The sequence below is a fragment of the Plantactinospora sp. CNZ320 genome (assembly GCF_002846275.1).
Map to the genome: position 1 here is coordinate 1,414,915 of NZ_PJMP01000001.1, position 21,929 is coordinate 1,436,843.

17 protein-coding genes are annotated in these 21,929 nt (G+C 71.5%); 5 read left to right on the plus strand and 12 right to left on the minus strand.

Annotation, left to right across the window (positions count from 1 at the left end; genetic code table 11):
• Positions 1 to 65: 65 nt before the first annotated feature.
• The 4 genes from sthA to CLT71_RS06175 all read right to left on the minus strand — a co-directional run bounded on the left by sthA (position 66) and on the right by CLT71_RS06175 (position 3,921).
• Positions 66 to 1,469 carry a Si-specific NAD(P)(+) transhydrogenase gene (gene sthA / locus CLT71_RS06160; protein WP_101366253.1) on the minus strand — a complete coding sequence of 468 codons (1,404 nt, stop codon included), beginning with the start codon at positions 1,467 to 1,469 and terminating at the stop codon, positions 66 to 68.
• Positions 1,470 to 1,541: 72 nt separating this feature from the next.
• Positions 1,542 to 2,396, minus strand: a complete 855-nt coding sequence (locus CLT71_RS06165; protein WP_101366254.1) for a protein kinase family protein — start codon at positions 2,394 to 2,396, stop codon at positions 1,542 to 1,544.
• 18 nt (positions 2,397 to 2,414) lie between these two features.
• Positions 2,415 to 2,918, minus strand: coding sequence for a metallophosphoesterase family protein (locus CLT71_RS06170; protein ID WP_101371195.1), 504 nt, complete (start codon positions 2,916 to 2,918; stop codon positions 2,415 to 2,417).
• Between the two features lie 559 nt (positions 2,919 to 3,477).
• Positions 3,478 to 3,921, minus strand: coding sequence for an HSP20 family small heat-shock protein (locus CLT71_RS06175; RefSeq protein WP_101366255.1), 444 nt, complete (start codon positions 3,919 to 3,921; stop codon positions 3,478 to 3,480).
• A 183-nt stretch (positions 3,922 to 4,104) separates the two neighbouring features.
• Between CLT71_RS06175 and CLT71_RS06180 the strand changes: the two genes are divergently transcribed.
• Positions 4,105 to 4,806 (plus strand): type III effector protein, encoded by a 702-nt coding sequence (locus CLT71_RS06180; protein ID WP_199187526.1) that lies wholly within the window; start codon positions 4,105 to 4,107, stop codon positions 4,804 to 4,806.
• Between the two features lie 25 nt (positions 4,807 to 4,831).
• Here the strand turns inward: CLT71_RS06180 and CLT71_RS06185 are convergent, their stop codons facing one another.
• Complete coding sequence (locus tag CLT71_RS06185; protein ID WP_101366256.1) at positions 4,832 to 5,485, minus strand: hypothetical protein; 654 nt, start codon at positions 5,483 to 5,485, stop codon at positions 4,832 to 4,834.
• Positions 5,486 to 5,714: 229 nt separating this feature from the next.
• On the opposite strand from CLT71_RS06185, the gene CLT71_RS06190 reads away from it, so the two are divergent.
• On the plus strand, positions 5,715 to 6,866 hold the full coding sequence (locus tag CLT71_RS06190) for a lytic polysaccharide monooxygenase (protein WP_101366257.1): 1,152 nt from the start codon (positions 5,715 to 5,717) through the stop codon (positions 6,864 to 6,866).
• Between the two features lie 69 nt (positions 6,867 to 6,935).
• Here CLT71_RS06190 and CLT71_RS06195 read toward each other — a convergent pair whose 3' ends face one another.
• The gene (locus CLT71_RS06195; protein ID WP_486483083.1) at positions 6,936 to 7,805 is read right to left on the minus strand and encodes a DUF2726 domain-containing protein; all 870 of its coding nucleotides are present in this window, start codon (positions 7,803 to 7,805) and stop codon (positions 6,936 to 6,938) included.
• 221 nt (positions 7,806 to 8,026) lie between these two features.
• On the opposite strand from CLT71_RS06195, the gene CLT71_RS06200 reads away from it, so the two are divergent.
• On the plus strand, positions 8,027 to 11,437 hold the full coding sequence (locus tag CLT71_RS06200) for a hypothetical protein (protein ID WP_486483084.1): 3,411 nt from the start codon (positions 8,027 to 8,029) through the stop codon (positions 11,435 to 11,437).
• Positions 11,438 to 11,589: 152 nt separating this feature from the next.
• Here the strand turns inward: CLT71_RS06200 and CLT71_RS06205 are convergent, their stop codons facing one another.
• Positions 11,590 to 12,777 carry a monooxygenase gene (locus tag CLT71_RS06205; RefSeq protein WP_101366260.1) on the minus strand — a complete coding sequence of 396 codons (1,188 nt, stop codon included), beginning with the start codon at positions 12,775 to 12,777 and terminating at the stop codon, positions 11,590 to 11,592.
• Between the two features lie 223 nt (positions 12,778 to 13,000).
• On the opposite strand from CLT71_RS06205, the gene CLT71_RS06210 reads away from it, so the two are divergent.
• Positions 13,001 to 13,966, plus strand: coding sequence for a YcnI family protein (locus CLT71_RS06210; RefSeq protein WP_158242181.1), 966 nt, complete (start codon positions 13,001 to 13,003; stop codon positions 13,964 to 13,966).
• A 102-nt stretch (positions 13,967 to 14,068) separates the two neighbouring features.
• Here CLT71_RS06210 and CLT71_RS06215 read toward each other — a convergent pair whose 3' ends face one another.
• On the minus strand, positions 14,069 to 14,578 hold the full coding sequence (locus tag CLT71_RS06215) for a hypothetical protein (protein WP_143743377.1): 510 nt from the start codon (positions 14,576 to 14,578) through the stop codon (positions 14,069 to 14,071).
• Positions 14,579 to 14,850: 272 nt separating this feature from the next.
• On the opposite strand from CLT71_RS06215, the gene CLT71_RS06220 reads away from it, so the two are divergent.
• Positions 14,851 to 16,437: a restriction endonuclease gene (locus CLT71_RS06220; RefSeq protein WP_158242182.1), complete on the plus strand. Its 1,587-nt coding sequence runs from the start codon at positions 14,851 to 14,853 to the stop codon at positions 16,435 to 16,437.
• 52 nt (positions 16,438 to 16,489) lie between these two features.
• Here CLT71_RS06220 and CLT71_RS06225 read toward each other — a convergent pair whose 3' ends face one another.
• The 4 genes from CLT71_RS06225 to CLT71_RS06235 form a co-directional block, all read right to left on the minus strand.
• A complete protein-coding gene (locus tag CLT71_RS06225) occupies positions 16,490 to 16,912 on the minus strand; it encodes a winged helix-turn-helix transcriptional regulator (protein ID WP_101366264.1) in 423 nt (140 codons plus the stop codon).
• 164 nt (positions 16,913 to 17,076) lie between these two features.
• Complete coding sequence (locus CLT71_RS06230) at positions 17,077 to 20,400, minus strand: MGH1-like glycoside hydrolase domain-containing protein (protein WP_101371196.1); 3,324 nt, start codon at positions 20,398 to 20,400, stop codon at positions 17,077 to 17,079.
• A gap of 90 nt (positions 20,401 to 20,490) precedes the next feature.
• Entirely contained in the window at positions 20,491 to 20,832 is a 342-nt protein-coding gene (locus tag CLT71_RS37380; protein ID WP_199187527.1) for a hypothetical protein, read from the minus strand.
• Positions 20,829 to 21,926, minus strand: coding sequence for a glycoside hydrolase family 43 protein (locus tag CLT71_RS06235; RefSeq protein WP_199187528.1), 1,098 nt, complete (start codon positions 21,924 to 21,926; stop codon positions 20,829 to 20,831). The genes CLT71_RS37380 and CLT71_RS06235 overlap by 4 nt, the downstream gene beginning before the upstream one ends.
• Positions 21,927 to 21,929: the final 3 nt, after the last annotated feature.

The window sequence follows — 21,929 nt, forward strand, 5'->3', positions numbered from 1 at the left end:
ACGGTAACAGACACCTCACGCCTCACCGACGTCCACAACGTCCGGCGCCTGGCCGGATCGGCTGTTCAGTCGCGCAGCCGGGCGAGGTGCCGCATCTTGTTCATCGCGTCCAACGCGGCGACCTTGTACGCCTCGGCCAGCGTCGGATAGTTGAAGACCGCGTCGACCAGGTAGTCGACGGTGCCCTGGCAGCCCATCACGGCCTGTCCGATGTGCACGAGTTCGGTGGCACCGGTGCCGAAGATGTGCACCCCGAGCAGTCGACCGGTCTCCGGGGCGACGAGCAGTTTCAGCATGCCGTAGGAGTCGCCGCTGATCGCGCCCCGGGCGAGTTCCCGGTAACGGGAGATGCCGACCTCGAACGGCACCCTGTCCCGGGTGAGTTCGTCCTCGGTCCGGCCGATGAAGCTGATCTCGGGGATGGTGTAGATGCCGATCGGCTGCACCTCCGGCAGTGCCCGGACCGGCTCGTCGCAGGCGTGGTGGGCGGCCAGCCGTCCCTGTTCCATCGAGGTGGAGGCGAGTGCGGGGAAGCCGATCACGTCCCCGACCGCGTAGATGTGTGGCACCGCCGTGCGGAACTCCGCGTCGACCTCGATCCGGCCGCGCGCGTCGGCGGCCAGGCCGGCGTGCTCCAGGTCGAGTTCGCTGCCGAGCCCCTGCCGGCCGGCCGAGTACATCACGGTGTCGGCGGCGATCCGTTTGCCGCTCTCCAGCACCGCGATGGCACCGCGGGTGTGCCGCTCGACCGCCGCCACCGTCTCACCGAACCGGAGCGTCACCGCCCGGTCCCGGAGGTGGTACTTCAGCGCCTCCACGATCTCCAGGTCGCAGAATTCGAGCATGTGGTCGCGCCGCTCGACCACTGTGACCTCGGTGCCCAGGGCGGCGAACATCGAGGCGTACTCGATGCCGATCACCCCGGCACCGACCACGACCATCGAGTTCGGCACCCGGTCCAGGTTGATGATGCCGTCCGAGTCGATGATCGTGCGCTCGTCGAAGTCCACGCTGGCCGGTCGGGCCGGCCGGGTGCCCACGGCGATGATGACCTTCTCGGCGGTCACCTTAGACTCGCGCCCCACCGGATCGGTCACGGTGACCGTGTGCGGGTCGGCGAACCGGGCCGTACCGGTGATCAGCCGCACCCGGTTGCGCGCCAACTGACTGCGGACCACGTCGACCTCCCGGCCGATGACGTGCTGGGTCCGGGCCGTCAGGTCGGCGACGGTGATCTCGTCCTTGACCCGGTAGCTCTGGCCGTAGACCTCCCGTTGGCTCAGCCCGGTCAGATAGAGCACCGCCTCGCGCAGCGTCTTGGACGGGACGGTGCCGGTGTTTATGCACACCCCGCCGACCATGTGCTGCCGTTCCACCACCGCCACCCGGCGGCCGAGCTTCGCCGCCGCGATCGCGGCCTTCTGGCCACCCGGTCCCGAGCCCACCACCAGCACGTCGAAGTCATGCATTCCCCCAGTCTGGCAGGCCGGTGATCGGAACGCGCGGGGCCGATCGGCCGGTCACCCTGCGCACCTGCCCCTTCACCGCCAACCGTCCATCAACCGGTGCAGGTTCTGCCGCCACGCCTCGGCGAACCCCGGTTCGCCGCGCCCGTGCGCCCAGACCACGATGAAGACGGCGGTCAGCGCCCCGCAGGCGTGCAGGATCGCCCGGTCGGTGTCGGTGAGGGTACGCCCGTAGCCGGCCAGGAACGCGTCGGCAAGGTCCGGCCGGTCCCGCCACGGGCCGAAGTAGAGCCGGTTGAGGTCGTTGACCCAGACCTCCGGCCCGGCCCACTCGAAGTCGATGACCCGCACCCGCTCCTCGCCGCAGGGCTGGTCAGCGCGGGCGACGAGCCAGTTGCGCGGACCGTAGTCGAGATGGCACGGCACCCGGGCCGGTGCCGGAACGCCGGAGATGTCGCGCAGCCCGGCCCGGACGAAGTCGAGTTCCCGGCGTCCGAGCAGCCCGTCGCAGCGGTCCGAGAGCCGATCCAGCTCGTCCAGCTTGGCGGCGGCCAGGTCTGTCCAGGGCGGCAACGTCTCGGTGCCGTGCAGCCGGCGCAGCAGTACCCCTGCCGCGTGTTGCACCTGCGGATCGGTGACGTGCGACAGGCCGGCCTCGCCCGGCACCGCCGACAACAGCAGCGCGAGGCGCCTGTCGTCGTACGCCCGCAGCCTGGGTGCCTGCCCGCCGAGTCCCGGCACCCAGCGCCGGTACGCCGCCAGCTCTCGCCGGTAGCGCTCCGGCTCGGCGTGCCCCTTGACGAACCAGGTTGCCCCGTCGGCGTCCCGTACCTCCAGCACACCGGCCACCCCGTGCCGCCAGGACCGGTCCCCGACCACCTGCGCCGGGCCGAGCACCTGCCGCGCGTACCGGGCCAGGTCGGTACGCATCGACACGTCCTCTCCGGATCAGGTCCGGCGCGGCAGCCGGTGCAGTACGACATCGTCGAGCCGACCGTCCGACACCTCGGCGGTCAGGTACGTGGCGTACGGCTGACGGCGCCGGTCGGTCGGTGAGCCGGGGTTGAGCAGTCGCAGCCCGCCGGACGCCTCGGTGTCCCACGGAATGTGGGAGTGGCCGAAGACCAGCAGGTCGCAGTCGGCGAACCGGGCGGCACAGCGACGCTCCCGTCCGGTGACCGGGCCGGTCTCGTGCACCACGGCGATCCGCAGGCCGGCCAGTTCGACCCGGGCGATCTCTGGCAACCTGGCCCGCAGTTCCGGGCCGTCGTTGTTGCCGTACACCCCGACCAGCCGGGCGGCGCGGGCTTCCAGCGCGTCGAGCAGCGGCTCGTGCACCCAGTCGCCGGCGTGGATGACCACGTCGGCCTCGTCGACCGCCGCCCAGAGTTGCGGCGGAAGGTCCCGGGCGCGCTTCGGCACGTGGGTGTCCGCCATCAGCACCAAGCGCACGACGCCACCATATCCGGTGACGTCGGGCAGGAGCGGAACAATCACACCGGCCCGGCCCACCCGAGGTGGACCGGGCCGGTGGTCGTGGTTGTGATCCTGGTTCCGTGATTGTGGTTCCGTGATTGTGATTCCGTGGTTGTAACGGGAGAGAAGATCGACGAGAGATGCGGTCGGGTCGGCACCCGCCTCAGTCGGCCGGTGGACCCGTCCGGTTGCCCGGAGGACCGCGCTGCCGTCGCCATCGGTTAGCTGTGGGACCGGCCTCGACGGCGACGAACCGCACGCCGTCGGGTGGTCCGACAGGCCACAGTGGAGGCCGTGGCCCGGGCTGTGGTCGGGCCGGCGGAGGGGGTGGCGGCTGGTTCCAGCAAGCGTCGATGAGCGCCTCGAACTCTGCCCGCACAAGTTCGTCGTCCCGCTGAACCAGCTCGACGAATGCTTCGTTCACCGATCGGGTCGTCGAGTGCTCGTGCCGTACGCCGCTGCGCACCTGCGTCACCCCCACCGTCGACGGCACCGGTGACCGGCGAACCGCCGGACCGGTTCGGCTGTACCCCTGTCAGGCGCTGAGGACCTTCTGTCGTGATCCGCCCGTGGTGATCTCCACTCGGCGGGGCTTCGCCTGCTCCTTCACCGGGATCCGTACGGCCAGCACACCGTTCTCGTGGCTCGCCTCGATCCGGTCGGTGTCCAGCCCGTCCCCGAGGAAGAGCTGTCGGGAGAAGACCCCGAGCGGTCTCTCGGAGACGTGGACCCGGGTGCCTTCGCCGAGGGCCGGCGGCCGGCGTTCGGCGCGGACGGTCAGCAGGTTGCGCTCCACGTTGATCTCGATCGCGTCCGGGGCGACCCCGGGAAGGTCGAACGCGACGACGAACTCCTCGTCGTTGCGGTAGGCGTCCATCGGAATGGCCGTCGGCCGGGTCCAGGTGCCCGCGCTCATGGCGCCGAGGGCCTGCTGGGCGAACCTGTCGAGCTCGCGGAAGGTGTCACTGCGCATCAACATCGGATCCACCTCCTAGTGCTGGCAACTGGGCTGTCAATGCGCGACACCTCGGTTGTATCATGTCGTCGGAACGATGACAAGCGGAGTCGTCATCCAAGCGACGACCAAACGAAGCACGACGAGACAGCGACGACCGGACAGCAACGACCGGACAGCGATGACCACGCCGGGAACGGGAGACTGATGGACCAGCAGGGGCAGCAGGCCGGGCCGGGGCACCCCGGCACGGCGTTCGAACGCGTCCAGGCGGTCACCAGCCGGGTCGGCGTCGGCACCGCCCCGCTCCCCCGGGGTGCCGACTCCGCCACCCCGCCAACCGGGACGGCGGACGGCGTCGAGGTCACCGTCGACCAGGTGCTCACGGCCCTCGTCCTGCTCCGGCAACTGCGCGCGGAACTCGAATCCTGGGAGCCGCTGCTCATCGGCGCCGCCCGGCGCCGTGGGGCGAGCTGGGCCGAGCTGGCCCCGGCGCTGGGGGTGGCGAGCCGGCAGGCCGCCGAGCGCCGCTACCTGCGGCTGCGCCCGGCCGAGGACGACGCCGCAGCACAGACCAGGGACGATCGGGTACGCGCCGAGCGCGATCGCCGGGCCGGTGACCGCGCGGCCGCCCGCTGGGCCCGGGACAACGGCGCCGACCTGCGCCAGCTCGCCGGGCAGATCACCGCGCTCACCGATCTCGGTTCGGCGGCCCGCCCCAGCCTGGACCGGCTGCACGACGCACTCGGCAGTACCGACCCGAACGCGCTGGTCCGGCCGCTCGCCGACGCCCGGCAGCACCTGCGGGCCGACCATCCGGCGCTCGCGGCCCGGGTCGACGCGATGAACGAGCACCTCGACGAGGTACGCCAGCACACCGCGCGGCGACGCGGCCAGCCCCGCGCCTGAACAGCCTGAAGAGCCTGAAGACGGCTCAGCCGGCCAGTCCGGCCACCGCCAGCAGCCGCCGCCAGGTGTCGGTGTACTGCCCCTTGAACCGGCCCCGGCGCACCCGGTGGTCGGCGGCGACCGCCCCGCACATCCCCTGGACGAACTCCGGGTACCCCGCACCGAGCACGTACTCGTCGAAGAAGGTGACGACGTCCGGCGCGTACTCCTCGACCTCGATCGGTCCCGGCATGCCCTTGACGTGGTAGATGTACTCGTCGGTGTCGATGAAGAAGACGCTGCCGGTCTCGACGTCCAGCCGGATCGGCGAACCGAGGTTCCGCTCGGCGACCAGGTCCACCGGGATGCCCCGGATCTCGTAGCCGATGGTGAGCGGATAGCCGAGCAGCTCGTCGGTCGCACACAACTCCCGACCCGCCCAGGCGGCGGCGGTGTCGATCTCGGGCGGCTGGACGAACCGGAAGTAGCTCCCCTCCAGCCGGCAGAAGAGACCGAACACCTCCACCAGACCGTCCGGGGCCTCCGGGATGGGCTCCAGCGCGCTGGCCGGCTGCTCGATGACGGCACCGAAGCCGTGTTCGGCCTCGACCGAGCGCAGCAGCTCGACCTTTGCCGCCATCCGCGCCAGCACACCGTCCCGGCCACCCGCCGGCCGGATCGGGGTCACCTCCGTACCCATGTCGCCTCCCCGGTCACTGCGCCTCCGCGCGATGGTACGGCCCTCGCCCGCCGGTGCGGGCATGCTCGACCCGGGCGCCTTTGTTGGCATCCCCAACTATTGACAAGCACCATCCAGCGATGTGAGTGTCTTTCCAGGGACACCGCCACCGGAGCCGGGTGGACAGTTCGGGAGCGTCGGGCAGCCTCCCGCGTACTCGCCCGTGCCAATCGACGCCTTGGGGGATCCCATGTCTTCGTCCGCCCAACCCCTGCACCCGGCCCGACGCCGCGCCCCAGCGATCCTGCGGATCCTCGCGGTCGCGGCGAGCGCGGTCGTCCTTCTCGCCGCCGCCCTCGCGGTCTCCCGGGACACCGCGAACGCGCACGGCTCGACGATCAACCCGGCCTCCCGCAACTACGGCTGCTGGAAGCGCTGGGGCAACGACTTCCAGAACCCGGCGATGGCCACCCAGGACCCGATGTGCTGGCAGGCCTGGCAGGCCGACCCGAGCGCCATGTGGAACTGGAACGGGCTCTACCGGGAGGGTGTGAACGGCAATCACCAGGCCGCCGTACCGAGCGGTCAACTGTGCAGTGCCGGCGAGACCGGCGGCATCCGGTACGCCGCGCTGGACAACCCGGGCAACTGGCAGGCCACGAACGTCGGCAGCAACTTCAACGTCACTGTGCACGACCAGGCACTGCACGGCGCCGACTACTTCCGGATCTACGTCACCCGGCAGGGGTTCAACCCGCTCACCCAACGGCTGGGCTGGGGCGACCTCGAACTGGTCCGGGAGACCGGCCGGTACCTCCCCGGCGAGGGCACCAGGGAGAACGGCGACCCGGTGCTGAACGGCGTCTCCATCACGATGCCGGTCAGCGCGCCGGGACGCTCCGGCCGGCACATCGTCTTCGTGATCTGGAAGGCCAGCCACGCCGACCAGAACTACTACTGGTGCAGCGACGTGAACTTCGGCGGCAGCAACCCGCAGCCGACCGCCTCGCCGACCCGTACCCCCACCCCGACGCCGACCCGCACCACCGCGCCGCCGACGACCGCGCCGACGCGTACCACCCCGCCGGCCGGCGGCACGGGTAGCTGCACGGCGGCGTACGCCGTCACCGGCAGCTGGTCCGGTGGCTTCCAGGCCGACGTACGGGTCACCGCCGGCAGCGCCGCGATCCGGGGCTGGACGGTGACCTGGACCTTCGGCAACGGGCAACAGGTAAGCAACTCCTGGGGCGCCACCGTCACCACCAGCGGATCGACGGTCACCGCCCGGAACACCGACTACAACGGAAGTCTCGCCGCGGGTGCCAGCACCAGCTTCGGCTTCCTCGGGTCGCAGACCGGCAGCAACCCGGTACCGACCCTGAGCTGCACCGCCACCACCTGAGCACTGCGGCGGCGGCCCGACGCAGGGCCGGGTCCGATGCCAGCGCGGACCCGGCCCGGCGGCGACCCGCTAGTCGAACGAGACGTGCTCGAAGGCGTACGGGTTGAGCAACTCGTCCCGGCGACGGCGCAACCCGTCGAGTTCGCCGGTCAGCCGATCCCGGTCGGTCAACGGCAACTCGACGGTCTCGCGCAGCCGCAGCCGCTCCCCCACCGCCATCGTGGCGAGGTCCTCGGCGAACCGGCCCGGCTCGATCCCGCAACTGAAGCGGTGTTGCCAGATCCGGACCCGTTCGAAGAGGTACGCGCCGTTCCGCACCTGGAGCCACGCCCAACCCTCGGCCGGACCGTCCTTCCAGTCCAGGTGCAGGCTGCGCAGGATCGGATCGACAAGTTCCCGGTTGACATACGCCTCCACCGCCGCCGCCCGGGCGACCGCACCGAGGTCGTTGACGTGCCCGCTGCTGCCGTCCGGCAGCCGACCGACGATGTCCCGGTAACTGCGCGGCGCGTCCGGGGCGAGTGCGGCGTACTCGACGGGATCGTCGGTGGTGGACAGGAAGGCGCGGGCGTCGATGACGTACTCGACGATCCGCCTGCCGTGCGTGGCCGGCTGCAACGTGGCCGACTCGATCCGGAGCAGCTCCAAGCCGACCGCGTCGCAAACGGCCTGCTTCATCCGGTCGTCCCGTTGCGTCTGCGGGGTCCGCACGCTGCTGTCGACGAACTCGACCGCGAACGACGCCGCCCGACCGTCCGGATCGGAGACCACGAAGTCGAGCAGCGCCCGGCTGGCCGCGTTCCACTGGTTGCCGGTGATGCCCTCTGGGCGGCGCGGCACGAGCTGGCCGAGCCGCTGGTTGGGCCGGACGACCAGTCCCGCCCGCTCGACCGGCCCGCCGGTCGCCGCCGGTTCGGCGGGAAGCCGGGTGGATCGCACCGACGGACGCCCGCCGCTACCAGTCTCTGCCATCTGTCCCCTGGTCCGTAACATCCGCTCGCCGCCTGGCGACACCGCCGCTCCGGCGGCAGGTCCCACCATGCTAGGAACCCGCCGCCGACCGCGCGTCGCCGGTCCGGTCAGCCGGTGCACCCGAGCCGCCCGGGGCGTGGGCGGAAATGCGGGCGCGGCCGCGAAGGGCGGCTCGGCACAATGATCACGTGTCCACCACCACCCCTGCCGAGCGGCTGCTCCGCGAACTGGATCCCCTGCCCTACCCGCAACGGCTCCGTCGACTGGCTCCGGCGGTACGGGCGATGGCCGGCGACGGCACCCTTCCCGACGTACTCGCCCAGTTGCGCGGCGGCGACCGGTACCAGCGCCACCTGGCGTTGACGATGGCGCTGATCGGCCGCGACGCGGCCGGCATCGCCGCGGCGCTCGCCGACCCTGACCCGTCGATCCGGGGCACCGCGCTCCGGGCCGCGCTGCGGGCCGACCGGCTCGACGCCGACGACCTGGTCGCGCTGGTGGCCGACGCGTCGGCGGCGCACCGCCGGCTCGTCTGCCGGACGCTCGCCCGGTCCCGGCACAGCGACCGGGCCGAGGCGCTGATCGACGTGGTACGCGACCGCTACGGCGACGCCGAGGCGGCCCGACTGCTGCCCGGCTGCGGTGCGGAGACGGTACGGCGGCTGCTGCCCGAACTCGACCACGTGATCCACAACTGGTCCGGGCTGCTCCGCCGGCACCGGGAGATCATGCTCGACCACGCGGAACAGGTGCTGGCCGGGCTCGACGCGCCGGCCCGGCAACGGTGGTGGGGGCGGCACGGCCACCATCTGCTGCGCTGCGCCGACCGCGCGCCGGGGCGGATCCTGGACCTGCTCGACCGGTACGCCCCGACCGGCTGGCTCCCCGGCGACCTCGCCGGCTACGGGGTGCTGGCCGCCGCCGACCCGGCCCGGGTGCTCCGGCTGCTCACCGATCCCGCCCGCGCGGGCTGGCTCCGGCACGCCCGGCTGCCGAGCGCCCTGCTCGATCGGCTCGGTCGACGCGACCCGGCCGAACTGGTGCTCCTCGCCGAGCGGCTCCGGGACGACGACGCCGGGTTCACCCGACTGCTCGCCGCCCTGCCGCCCCGGCACCGGGGAACCCTCTACGACGCCGCGACGGCACAGTTGGACCGCACCCACCTGCTCCTCTCCGATCAGGTGCTGACGGTGCTGCCGCACGCGTGGCGGCACCGGGAGGCACGGCGCATCCTGGCGCTGCCGAAGATCGCCGAGGACGAGGCAGAGACGCTGCGGTACACGGCGCAGCTGCCTTGGCCGGAGGCGGAGCCGGCGCTGTCGGCGGCGCTGCGGCGGGCCGATGCCGACGACCGGGCCACCGGCTACGAACTGCTGCTGGCCGCCGCCGCGCGCAGCGCCGATCCGGCGGCCGTCGCCGACGCCGTCGACCGGCTGCTCCGGCTGCGCAACGAGCAGGATCCGGTCCGCAGCCGTGCCCTGCTGGCACTCGCCGCGATGCCCCGACTGCTCAGCTCCGCCTCGCCCGCCACGCTGGACCAAATCGCGGCCGACACCGCCGGAGCCCGGGATGCGTCGGGGGCCAGTCTCGGCGCCCTCAGCACGCTGGCGGTGGCGGTGCTGCGGCACCATCCGGACCGCTCGGCGCTGGTGCGGTGGTCACTGCGGACCTTCGAGCGGCTCTACGACGATCGCCGGCTGCCGTGGCTCGGCCGGCTCGACACCGGCCTGCGCCGGGGGCAGGAACACGACTTCTTCGCGATCGTACGGCCCTGGCTGGATCGCGCCATCGAGCGCGGCAGCCACCAGCCGGTCGCCGCCGTGGCCCGGATGCTCGGCCGGCGCGCCTGGCACGTGCCGGAGTTGCAACAACTGCTGCGCCGGGCGATCGATCCGGCGGTGGTCTTCAACGAGTTCCAGGATGCGGTCCGGCTCTGGCTCGACGACCCGGCGACCCGCTCGGAACGGGTCGCCGAGGTGCTTCGGGTCGACCCGTCGACGATAGAGATCAACGAGGTGTGGCAGATCGTCGCCGCCAGCCGCACCGACCTGCTCGACCTGGTGCTGCCCGGCCCGGTACCGGCCGGAAAGTTCCTCAGCGCCGGCACCCGGTGGACACCCCCGTCGGCCCGGTACGCCGGACGCTGGCTCCCGCGCCAGCAGCGTGCCCTGGTGGAGCTGCTGAAACAGGTCACCGCCGACGCCGGCACCCCGGTGCACACCCGCGTGCAGGCGATCGCCGCCGCCGCCCAGGTGCCCGAGCTGGGCCTGCCGTTCGTCACCCGCTGGGTCGACTCGCCGAACGTCAACCTCGCCGAGGCGGCGCTCGGGGCGCTGCCCTGGACCGACCGGCCTGCCGAGGCGCTGCCGATCCTGCTCGGCCACGCCGACAGCGACCGGGCCCGGGTCGCCACCTACGCCGCCGGCCGGGCCGCACGGTTCGTCGCACCGTCGATGCTGGCGGGGACTCTCGGGGAGATCGCGACCGGGCGCGGCAAGGTGACCAGTCGCAAGGAGGCGCTCCGGCTGCTGGCCCGGTTCGGCGGGCCGGAGTCGATGCGGCCGCTGTGGGACGCCTGGCGGCAGCAGGGCCAGCACCGCGATGTCCGGGCCGCGGTCGTTTCCGCCGCCCGGTTGCGGCTGGACCAGCCGGAAAGCTGGCAGATCGTCGAGCAGGCCGCCGAGGGGAGCCGGGAGGAACTGCTCGCCGTACTGGCACAGCAGGCGGAGGCGACCTCGGCCAGCCACCGCCGCAGGTACGCCACGCTTGTGGTACGCGCCTGCGACCATCCCGACCCGATGGTGGCGAGGGTGGCCTTTGTGGCACTGCCGCAGTGGGCGCCCTGGGCCGACGACCTCGTCCCGGTGGTCGTCGCGGCCGTGGCCGACCTGCGCAGCGAGCAGCTCTGGCCGACCGTGGTGAACACCGTCGGCCGGCTGCTCGACGTGTCGACCGCCGCCGGTCCGACAGATGAGGGCTCGGAGCCGGTCGACCAGCCGACGGCGGACACGACGGCCCGCCCGGGTCCGCTGGTCGCCGCGCTGGCGGCACTGGTCCGGCTGAACGGCGCCGACACCGATCCGGGTGGCCCGGCCCTCGACCGGCCGGCGCGACGCCGGATCGAGGCACTGGTGGAGGTTGCGCTCGACTGGGCCGACACCGGGCCGGAGCGGGACCGGGAGCCGGTCGTGGCAGCCGCCCGGCTACTCGCGGCGGAGCCGGAGTTCGTACCGGCCGCCGGGCGGCTCTTCGCGCGGCTCGTCCGGCTGGAGACCGAGGTACCCGACGAACTGGTCGCGGATCTCGCCGCGCTTGCCGGACTGCTCGCCGACCGGCCGGTGCTGGCGGACCGGCTCGCCGCACAGGTCGGCGCGCGGGTGGCCACCGGTACCGGTGTGCCGTCCGGTGCCGTCCTGCTCGACGCGGCGGGCCGGCTCGCCGACCGGACCGACCTGGCCGGGGCGCTCTTCGCACTGGCACTGGCCCAGGCCGGCGGCCGGTACGGCTGGAGCCAGCCGTGGCGGGAGCTGCTGCACCGGCTGCGCCGCCATCCGGTGCCGGACGTCCGGTCGGCCGCCCTCGACGTCTCGATGGCCTGAGCACGCCCGACACCCCTCGACGGCGCCTGAGCACGCCCCACTCTCGACGGCCTGAGCACGCCCATCCTCGACGGAGTGAGCACGCCCGAGCGGCCACCGCCGGGGACGCCCGAGTCCCGCCGCAGCACGACGTTGCGGCGGGACCGGGTGGGTCAGTCGGGTCGGGACATCACGAGGATGCCCAGACACATCTCGTCGCTGGTGCCGTCGGCCCAGACCACGTACCGGGGTGGCAGGTTGCGCAGTTGCGGCAGCCGTTGCCGGAGCGTCACGTCGTGACTGCAGGTGACCCGGAGGACGTCGCCAGGCTTGATCGCGACCGGTTGCGGCAGCGGCCGGATGGCCTGCTGGTCGAAGTCGTAGCTGGGGATGTCGAGCAGGGTCCGCGCCCTCGGGGTGCCGGGGTTCAGCTCCACCCTGATCGTCCGGCCGAGCAGGTGCATGTGACCGGCGACCGCGTGCGCCAGGCCGGCCCTGTCGACCGGGTGGTCGCAGTGCTGGGTACTGCCGGCGGCCGGGGCACGACCTCCGTTGCAGTACCTGTTGAGTCGCTCCGCCTGCTCGCCCGTCTCCGCGCCGAACCGCTGCCGTACGTCCCGCACCGCCGCCTCGCGCTGGCACAGCTCGCCGCGTTCGTCGGCGGCGCAGGGCAGTTCGACCGGGGCGGCCAGCAACTCGGTGACCAGTGGCTCGACCTCCTCGAGGCCGCCGACGAGGCGCAGCCGGACGCCGGAGCGGTCGGTGTCGTCACCGGCGGCCCGGACGTCGATCAGGTTGTAGTGCACCTGCATCACGAGCTGGCTGCCCGGCGGCATCGGATAGCCGAGCCCCGGCGCGAGGAGTGTCTCGTTGGCGCCCGGCGCCCAGTGCGCGACCCAGGCCGCCTCACCGATCCCGGCGTCGCCGAAGCAGGTCCAGCCGTCGCCCGGGGTTTCCGCGTCGAGTTTGCGGGCCGACGCCGCCTCGGTCGGGTCGAGCCGGAAGAGGATGGCGTGGTGCACCATCGCGCCGTTCTGCGGCAGGAACTGGCTGCCGGTCAGGAACGCCTCCTCGGTGAGCCCCGGGTCGACCAGGAAGCACCGGTACTCGTCGGTGCCGCCGTTCGGCGCGGCCGGCCGGTACGGCTGCGCCATGTTCAGGGTGAGGAAGCGCTCGCCGGAGCGCAGCGGCGCGGCCGGTGGAATGTCGACTGTGCCGTGTGGCCCGCCGTGCGTGGCGGTGGCGGTGTCCTGGGCCGCTGGCGGGGTGCCGGCGTCCGGCTCGGCTCCGCAGGAGGTGCCGAGGAGGATGGCGGCCAGCGAGGCGGCCGCGACGAGAAGCGGGCGTACGCGTCGATGCATGTCCTTCCTAACGTCGCAGCTCCACCCAGGATCCGGGCCGACCGCCAACTATCAGATGAAAATCGGACCTTCTGGAAGATAACCGTTAACCGGTTGCCGACACACCTCCGAGCGGCCGGCGTAACATACCGGCCCGTTGATTGAACCTTTTTCGCTCGGGACCCGAACTATCGCTCGGGAGCCGAACTGTCAGGGGTATCGGCCGGACGAAGGGACTTCTGCTGTGCGCCACAGGGCAAGGTGCTGGGTCGTCGCCCTGCTCGCCGCTGCCGTCGCGGGGAGCACCCTCGGCGCCGGGGCCGCGACCGCCGACGTGACGGTGACGCCGGGGCAGGCCGTACAGGGTGCGGCGGCGAAGCTGACCTTCCGGGTCACCGAGGACCGGGCACCGGCGTACACCACCAGAATCGAGTTGTCGATGCCGGAGTCGGCTCCGGTCGCGGAGACGTACCCGATGTCTGACCCGCAGTGGGCGCCCCGGATGACGATGCGCAAGGTCGACCAGACGCTCGGCGGGATCCACCACGGCCAGGTCACCGAGGTGGTCGCCAGCATCGTCTGGACCCGGTCCGGTGCCCCGGCGGCGGGCGGTGCTCCGGCCGAGCTGGTGGTCTCGCTCGGCCCGATGCCGCAGACCGACCAGATGACCTTCGAGGTGACGCAGACGTACTCGGACGGCCACGTGACGAACTGGAACCAGCCGCCCTCGGACGAGGTCCCGCAGCCGGACTTCCCGGCGCCGGTGCTGACCCTGGCGCCGCCGCCCGGGACCGACCCGAGCGCCGCGACCGACCCGACCGCCGTGGCGGCGCCCCCGAACGGCGACGCGACCGCCGACGACCCGGACCAGGATTCCGGCTCGCTGACCACCGGCCTGGTCGTCGGGCTGATCCTCGGGCTGACCGTCGCCGCCTGGCTGTACCTACGCCGTTCCCGTCCCGGGACCGGTGACCCCGACCGAGCGGACGCCGCACCCGCATCGGACGCCGCCACGCCCGGAACGGACGGGGCCGCGCCCGGAACGGACGGGGCCGCGCCCGGGTCAGGCGGCGCCGCGCCCGCAGCGGACACCGCCGCCGGAACGACCGACCCGGCGTCGTCCGGCACGTCCGCCGGCACGGCGACCTCGGCCGCGCCCCCGAGCGAGCGGGCGCCGAGCACCGGCCGGGCCTGGCGGTTGCGCGAGTGACCCCGCCCCACCCGTGGCTACCCGAGTGACCCCGGCCCACCGGCGGTTACCCGAGCACCCCCGCCCGCTCGCGCGGGCGGGACGGGTGACGGGACGGGTGGATCAGTCGGCGGTATCGGTCTCGTCGGTCTCCTCGTCGGGCTGGACGATCTCGCCTCGTCGGAGTACCGCCTCGGGGGCGCAGAGCACGGTCACCCGGTAGGAGACGCCGAGGTTGGAGAAGATCTGACCGCGCAGGTCGAGGCAGATCCCCACCCCCGGGAGCCCTTCCGGGTGCTCGAAGAACTCGACCACCGGCTCGGCGATGGCCCCGACCAGCCCCTGGGTGCGCAGCGCGGTGCCGGCCACCTGGAGCAGACCCGCGGTGACCTGCACCTCGACGTCGTCGAGCGCGTCCACGTCGTACCAGTGGGTGTCGGGCAGGAAGAGCTGCGAGTCCACGTTCCGCTGCCGGTAGTCGGGACCCAACTGGCCGCTCTCCGGATCCGGTCGGTCGCCGATCCAGGCCATCCCGGCGTATTCGCTGCGCAGCCGCCGCGCGTCGGTGGAGAACTCCGTCACGACGGTGTCTAGGCGCGGCTGGGCGGCGAGGTGCACATCTGCGTCGGTCACCCGGGGCACCCTAGCACCGCCGGCCCCGGCCGCCCGCCCGGCCACCCCTGCCGCCACCAGGGGCGTTTTGCGTCAGGTACGGGCACTTCGCCCCGGCGGCTACCCTGGGGTCCCCGCTGGACGCGCCCGTTGCCTTGAGACGAAAATGTGCATCGAAGCGATGGTGGTCGACGGTACGCCGGAGAGAGGGGCGTCAGCTCGGGGCACGGAACGCCACCGGTCACTGAGAGTGATCGGTGCTGGACGGCTGATCGGGGAAATACATGGGCGTCATGGGGCAGATGCAGCGGGCACACGCACAGCAGGTGCACGCACAGCAGCGGGCATCGACCACCCCGTACCAGCAGCACCAGCAGATGCTCTGGGAGGCCGAGCGCGCCCGGGAGACCGCCGAGCGGGCGGCACAGGCCGACGAGCGGGAACGCCGACGGCTCTACGTCGAGGCCCGGGCGGCCCGGGTCAAGGCCGCCAACGCCAACCTCCAGTCCCAGTTGGACGAGCTGGACAACCTGCTCCAGACCACCCTGGCCATCGACGACCACATCGACCTCGAACGGCTGAAGAAGCAGGCAAGCTATCCGGAGTTCAGGCCGGGTGAGCTGGGCGTGCCGCTGCGGGCGCCGGACTGGCGCCGGTTCGCGCCGCCGGAGCCGAACGCGCTCGGCAAGATGTTCGGCGGTGAGGCCCGCTACCAACAGTTGCTCACCGAGGCGGAGCAGGCGTTCGAGAAGGCCAAGGCCAAGCACACGGCCGGCGAGACGGCCCGGCAGCAGCGACTCGCCCAGGCCCGCCGCAAGTACGACAAGCACTGCCAGCAGCTCGACGCCCAGGTCGCCAGCCACAACGCCGAGATCGAGAAGTTCGGCGCCGCGCTCGCCGCCGCCGAGCCGAACGCCGTGGTGAAGTACTTCGGGCTGGTGCTCGGCAACTCGGTCTATCCGGAGGACTTCCCACAGCGCTACCGGCTCGCCTACGTCCCGGACTCCCGGCTGATCGTGGTGGAATACCTGCTGCCGACGGTCGCGGTCGTGCCGAAGGTGCGGGAATACCGATACGTCAAGGCCGGTGACGAGGTGCAGACCGTGGCCCGCCCGGCGGACGAGATCCGGCAGCGGTACGCCGACGTGATCACCCAGGTGGCGCTGCGTACCGTGCACGAACTCTTCGAGGCCGACCGGACGCGGTTGGTCGAGACGATCGTCTTCAACGGCATCGTCGAGACCACCCACCCGGGCACCGGGCAGGCGGTCCGGCCCTGCCTGGTGACCCTGCGGACCAGCCGGGACGCCTTCACCGCCATCAACCTTGCCAAGGTCGACCCGGCCGCCTGCCTGCGGCACCTGCGGGCCACCCTGTCGCCCCGGCCCGAGGACCTGGTTCCGGTACACCCGGTGCTGGAGTTCGACGTGGTCGACAAGCGCTTCGTCGACGAGGTGGACGTGCTCGCCGACCTGGACCACCGTCCCAATCTGCACAAGCTGAGCCGAACCGAGTTCGAGGAGCTGATCCGGAAACTCTTCGGCAACCTCGGGTTGGAGACCCGGACAACCCGGACCGCGCCGGACGGCGGCATCGACTGCGTGGCGTTCGACCCCCGGCCGATCTTCGGTGGCAAGGTGGTGATCCAGGCCCGCCGCGACCGGGGCACGATGGACGTCTCGGCGGTACGGGATCTCTTCGGCACCGTACTGGGCGAGGGGGCGACCAAGGGCATCCTGGTGACGACGAGCGGCTACGGGCCGGAGTCGTTCGAGTTCGCCTCCGGCAAGCCGCTGGAGCTGATCGACGGCTCCAACCTGCTGCACCTGCTCGCCGAGCACGCCGACGTGCGGGCCAGGATCGACCCGAACGAGCGCTGACGGGCCCTACCGATCGACCCGAACGAGCGCTGACGGGCCTTGCCGGTCGAGGTCAGGCGACTCCGTGCCGGCGGTCGTACGCCTCCCGGGCGGCGGCGATCGCCTGCCGGTGCCGTTCCGCCCAGCGGGTCAGTACCAGCAGCGAGTCGTAGAGTTCCCGGGCCATCTCGGTCGCCACGTACTCGACCCGGGGCGGGACCGTGGGGTAGGTGGTCCGGACCAGCAGCCCGTCGCGTTCGAGGTTGCGCAGGGTGAGGGTGAGCATCCGCCGGCTGATCCCCTCGACCGAGCGTTCCAGCTCGGTGAAGCGGATCGGTCCCCGACTCGCCTCGATGATGATCCCGATGCTCCACTTACCGCCCACCCGGTCCAGAACCTCGCGAACCGTACAGGCCTGGACGTGCTCACCGGCACAGTCCGGCTGGCCGTCGCCGAGCTCCGACTCCGGGTCCGTGCCCGCGTTCGGCTCGGTCATGGTGTGCCTCCTTGCTCCGGCGGCAATGGTCACATGGCCTGGAAGTGGCCGACAACTCGTACCCCCGTCAGGGGTGGGTGCGCTGCGGAGTACCCGGACCGCCCGGACGCCCTGGTGGGACGTCCGGGCGGCCCTGTGCGGGGTTGGTTCGGAGGCGGCCGGGCTCAGGGGCTGTACGCCTTCACCTCCAACAGCCCCACCGAGCCCTGGCCGCTGGTGAGCGCCACCCGCAGCCGGGTGGTGCCGACACTCGGGAAGGTCACCCGGTTGTACTGGTTGACCGCGATCGGATAGCCACTGGCACCGGGCACGTCGGCGTAGGCGCTGCCGGTCCAGTACTGGAGTTTCCAGGAGGCCGGTACCCGCACCCCACCGTTGTCGTCGAAGAAGTAGATCTCGGCGGCGTTCAGGGTCCGGCTGGTCTTCCAGGTCAGCTCGGCCCACTGCGCGCCGGTGTTCCGCCAGGTGCCCCAGCGCGGGTTGACGGTGTCGTTCGAGTTGGGTGGGTCGATCCCGTCGTTCAGCGCGGCCACGCTCTCCCAGGGTGAGGTGTACGACGCGGACGGCGTCGCCGCCCCTGCCACGTTGCCGCCCGGGTCGGGATCCGGATCGGGATCGGGATCCGGGTTGGTGCCGCCCCGGTTGTAGACCTTGATCTCGGTCAGTCCGGTCTTCGCCGAGCCGGAGGCGTGGGTGAACTGCACCCGCAGCCGGGCGGTGCTGACCGGGGTGAAGCTGACCCGGTTGTAGTTGGACTGCGGCGTGCCGGGGGTCCTGACCTGGGACGCGGCGTTCACCCAGGCGCTGCCGTTGTAGTACTGCACGTTGTACGAGGCCGGCGGCCGGTACCGGTTCGTCGCCCGGTCGTTGCGGAACCAGAGCCGTACCTCGTCCACGGCCCGGGCCTGGCCGAAGTTCAGCTCGTAGGAGTCGATGGCGTTCGGGGTCCCGTAGGCGCCCCAGATCGGTTCGTTGATCGGGAAGCCGTCCACCGCCGCTCCGGTGGCGGTGCCGGCGGCGGTGTACGAGGCGGTCGCCGTCGCGCCCTGCGCCAGGTTCGGCGTGTTCGAGGTGAGGTCGGCGCCGGCCTTGGCGAAGATGTCCACCATCCTCGGGCTGTTCTGCACCACCTGCTGCGGAAGTTGCAGTCCGGAGACGGCGGTGCTGAAGCTGGTCGTGCCGCCCGAGAGCAGGGTGACCGCGCCGGTCGCCGGGGTGTAGAGCACCCGGGTGAGCCGGTCCACTGTGAACGCCCGGGTGCCGTTCAGATAGACCGAGTAGCCCTGCGGCACCCCGGAGTACCTGGTGACCCCGTCGGCCGGGTCGTCCCAGACCACGCTGAGGTCCATGTTGCGGTACCGCAGGTTGTTCACCGCGAAGTGCGACCAGCCGATGTCGATCGGCGAGAGTTCGATCGTGTTGTCGGTGCGCGGCCGCAGCCCGGCGACGTCCTCGACCACCGTCCAGTTGCTGCTGCCCAGGATGTTGTGGTGGATCCAGGAGCGATAGGCGATGGTCCGGGAGGACGGGTTCCAGTCCGCCCAGAACTCGTTGGCGTCCGGCCACTGGGTGTTGCCGCCGATGTACTGCGCCCAGGCGTTCCAGTAGAGCAACTGCTTGTAGTTCTCCGCCGTCATCCACTGGTTCGGATAGTTGCGCAGCACCGAGGAGTAGAGCCGGAACTGCACTGTCGAGTTGATCGTGGAGAAGTTGTTGCTGCCTGGCTGGCCGGCGGCGGCCGCCGCGGCCTTGTCGCGCTGGTTGGCGGTGAAGAACGGGAAGATCGGGTACTCCGCCGGGTCGTCGTAGAGGCGCAGCGCCTGCCGGTACTGGTCGGTGTTCGGCATCAGCCCGACCGAGTACGGGTAGTAGTTGTTGATCTCCTTCCACGGCACGTGCGTGTTGGTGGCGACGTGCTTGTGCTCCAGCAGTTGCCGAGACGGGTTCCACAGCACGTTGACGATGCCGTTGCGGATCCGGTCGGCGATCGTCTGCATCTCGTTCGCCTTCGCCGTGTTCCCCAGCAGCGTGTACGCCTGCACCGCCGCCATCGCGTTGCTCCAGACGTACGCGCCCTCGGCCCGGTCCAGGTTGCCGGCACGCCAGTGGAACGACACCGCGTCGGCGTCGTTGCCGGTCATCGCGCCCCAGTCGTACTCGATGATCCCGTTGTTGTTGGTGTCGTAGCTGGCGAGCTGCCCCTTGACGTCCTGCTCGGCGTAACGGGCCAGGTTCGCCGCGATCGCCGGCTGCCCGCCGTGGATCTGGTAGCTGCGCCAGGCCGCCTCGGAGACGTACTGGGTGTAGGAGTTCGACCAGTTCTCCGGGTCACCGGGGTTGTCGGTGAACCGGCCGTTGCGGGACACCTGCCCGACCGAGGTCCACGGCCCGTACGAGTAGACCGGGTTGCGCAGGTACTTCAGGTCGTCGATGTGCATCGGCTGGGTCAGCACGATCGCGTTGTTGTAGCCGAGCGCCCCCTCGACCGAGGTCGGGAACTGGAAGTCCTGGCCGGGGATGTCCACGTCCAGGTAGTTGAAGCGCATCAGCCACCAGCGGTAGTAGATGTTCTTCTTGATCGCCGCGTCCGGCACGTCGATGTACGGGATGTTCTCCGCCCACCACCTGTTGTACGCCCGCACGTGCGTGCCGAACGCCGTCGCCGGGGTGTACCCCCGGTAGGCGTTGTACTCGGACAGCGACTCCGGTATCTCGTTGGCGACGAACCCGAGCTGCACCTTCGTGCTCACCGACTGCCCGGCGGCGAGCGTCACCGACCGGTTCAGCCCGCCCGAGCTGACCGTGAACCCGTCCCCGGACAGCCGAGGATAGAGCGTGGTCAGGTTGTTCTTCACCGCCCTGGTCCCGGTCAGCTCGCTGCCGCTGCCCGTGGTGGCGTACGGCGAGGTGGCCCGCAACTGCACGGTCGCCGAGCCGGAACCGGTGTTCTGCACGTTCAGGTTGGTCACCGCGACGTTCTGCGCGGTGATGAACTTCGTCACCTCGACCCGGACCGACCCGCTGGTGTAGACGCCCCGCCAGTGGCTCGGCGACTGCCACCGGCTGGAGACCTGCTCGGTGAAGGTGCCCGGGGTGACCGCGATCGAGTACGCGTGCTGGCTGCTGATGTTGTCCCAGTAGGCGGCGTTGCCGCCGAAGCCGATCACCGACGGGTTGTGGGTGTACATGAACATGCCCCGGCCCCGGGTCATCAGCCAGGCACCGGCCGGGTCGTTGCCGGGCCGGGCCAGCAGCCGGTCCAGCCAGAAGTCGGTGCCGCCGCTCTCGGCGTCGTAGATCGCCTGCATGGTGTTGCCGGTGCTGTAGCCGACCGGCGGGACCGGGATCGCCGGTCCGGTGAACGTCGGAAAGCCGATGGTCTGCGCGGCCGTGGCCGGCGTACCGGGCGCCACCAGGGCACCGGTGGCCAACACGACCGCCAGCCCGGTGGCCCAGGCTCTCCGCTTGCTACCCGGTGCGAAACGCATCGGGGTCACCTCCAAAGGGGGTTCGGTGGTGGGGGGGATGGACCGGCCCGTCGCGGGGCGGAGGGGGTCTGTCCCACGACGGGCCGGGGGTCAGGGCTGGTAGGCGAGCCACTCCAGCAGGCCGGTGGAGAAGCCGGATCGGGAGGTGATGTTCAGCCGCAGCCGGGTGGTGTTCACGGAGTTGAAGGTGGTGACGTTGTAGGTGTTGCCGGCCACCCCGCAACTCGACTGTCCGGGCACGCCTCCGTACGCGCTGCCGGTCCAGTACTGCACCTGGCAGGAGGCGGGCAGGTCGATGCCCTGGTCGTCGTCGAACCAGTACGTCGCGATCCGGTTCACGGTCCGGGCCGACGGCCAGGTGTACTCGACCCACTGGGTGCCCTGCTGCGGCCAGTTGCCGTACGCCAGGTTGCTCCGGTCGGCCGCGTTCACCGGTACGCCGCCGTTGTTGAGCGCCGCCAGGCTCTCCCAGGCCGAGACGTGCGAGGTGGAGGCGGTCGCCGAGGTCGCCAGGCCGGCGGGCCGCCCGGACCTGGGCCCGGACCAGGGCCGGTGCCGGTCTGCACCACCCGCTGCATGGTGCCGTCGGCGTTGAAGTAGAGCCGGTCCACCGCCACCGAGCGGCGGAAGTTACCCCCACCGGGTGCGTCAGCGGTGTGGTAGACCATGTACCACTGACCGTTGAGCTCCACCACCCCGGCGTGGTTGGTGGTCGAGGAGACCTGACCGAGCACGATGCCCCGGTGCGTCCACGGTCCCATCGGGTTGGTCGCGGTGGCGTACCGCTGGCAGGCGTAGCTGGACGAGGTGACGCAGCCGTTGGTGTCGTTAGCGGCGTACATCATGTAGTAGAGGCCGTTGCGCTTGAACATCCACGGGGCCTCCCAGAAGTTGGCGAGCCCCTGCGGGGTCACCACCGGCCCGTCCAGCTCGATCATGTTCGACTTCAGCCGGGCCGCCCGGGCGCCCCAGTACCCACCCCAGTAGATGTACGCCTGCCCGTCGTCGTCGACGAAGACCGTCGGGTCGATGTTGAGCCCTGAGGAGTTCGGGGTGCTGTCGCTGATCAGCGGCCCGCCCTTGGCGTCGGTGAACGGGCCGAGCGGGCTGTCCGCAACCGCGACCCCGGTGTCCATCCAGCCGGCGCCCCGGCCGTTGACCGAGGTGTACCAGTAGTACCTGCCGTTGCGCGGCTCGACCTCGCTGGCCCAGGCGTCCGCACCGGCCCACGGAAAGGTGGCGATCGAGGCCCGGGCGCCGTGCTGGGTCCAGGTGTTCGCGTCGGTCGAGGAGAGGACGTGCCACTCCCGCATCCGGAAGTTGTTGTCCCCGACCGGCGCCTCGTCCCGGCCGGCGTAGATGTACATGGTGTTGCCGACGACCAGCGGGGCCGGGTCGGCGGTGTAGATGCTGGTGATGATCGGATTCGCCGCCGAGGCGGGACCGGCCGGGATCACCAGCCCGACTCCGGCCAGCAACCCGGCGACCCCGCCGGCGGCGATCCGGAACCATCGTCTGCTGCGCACTGT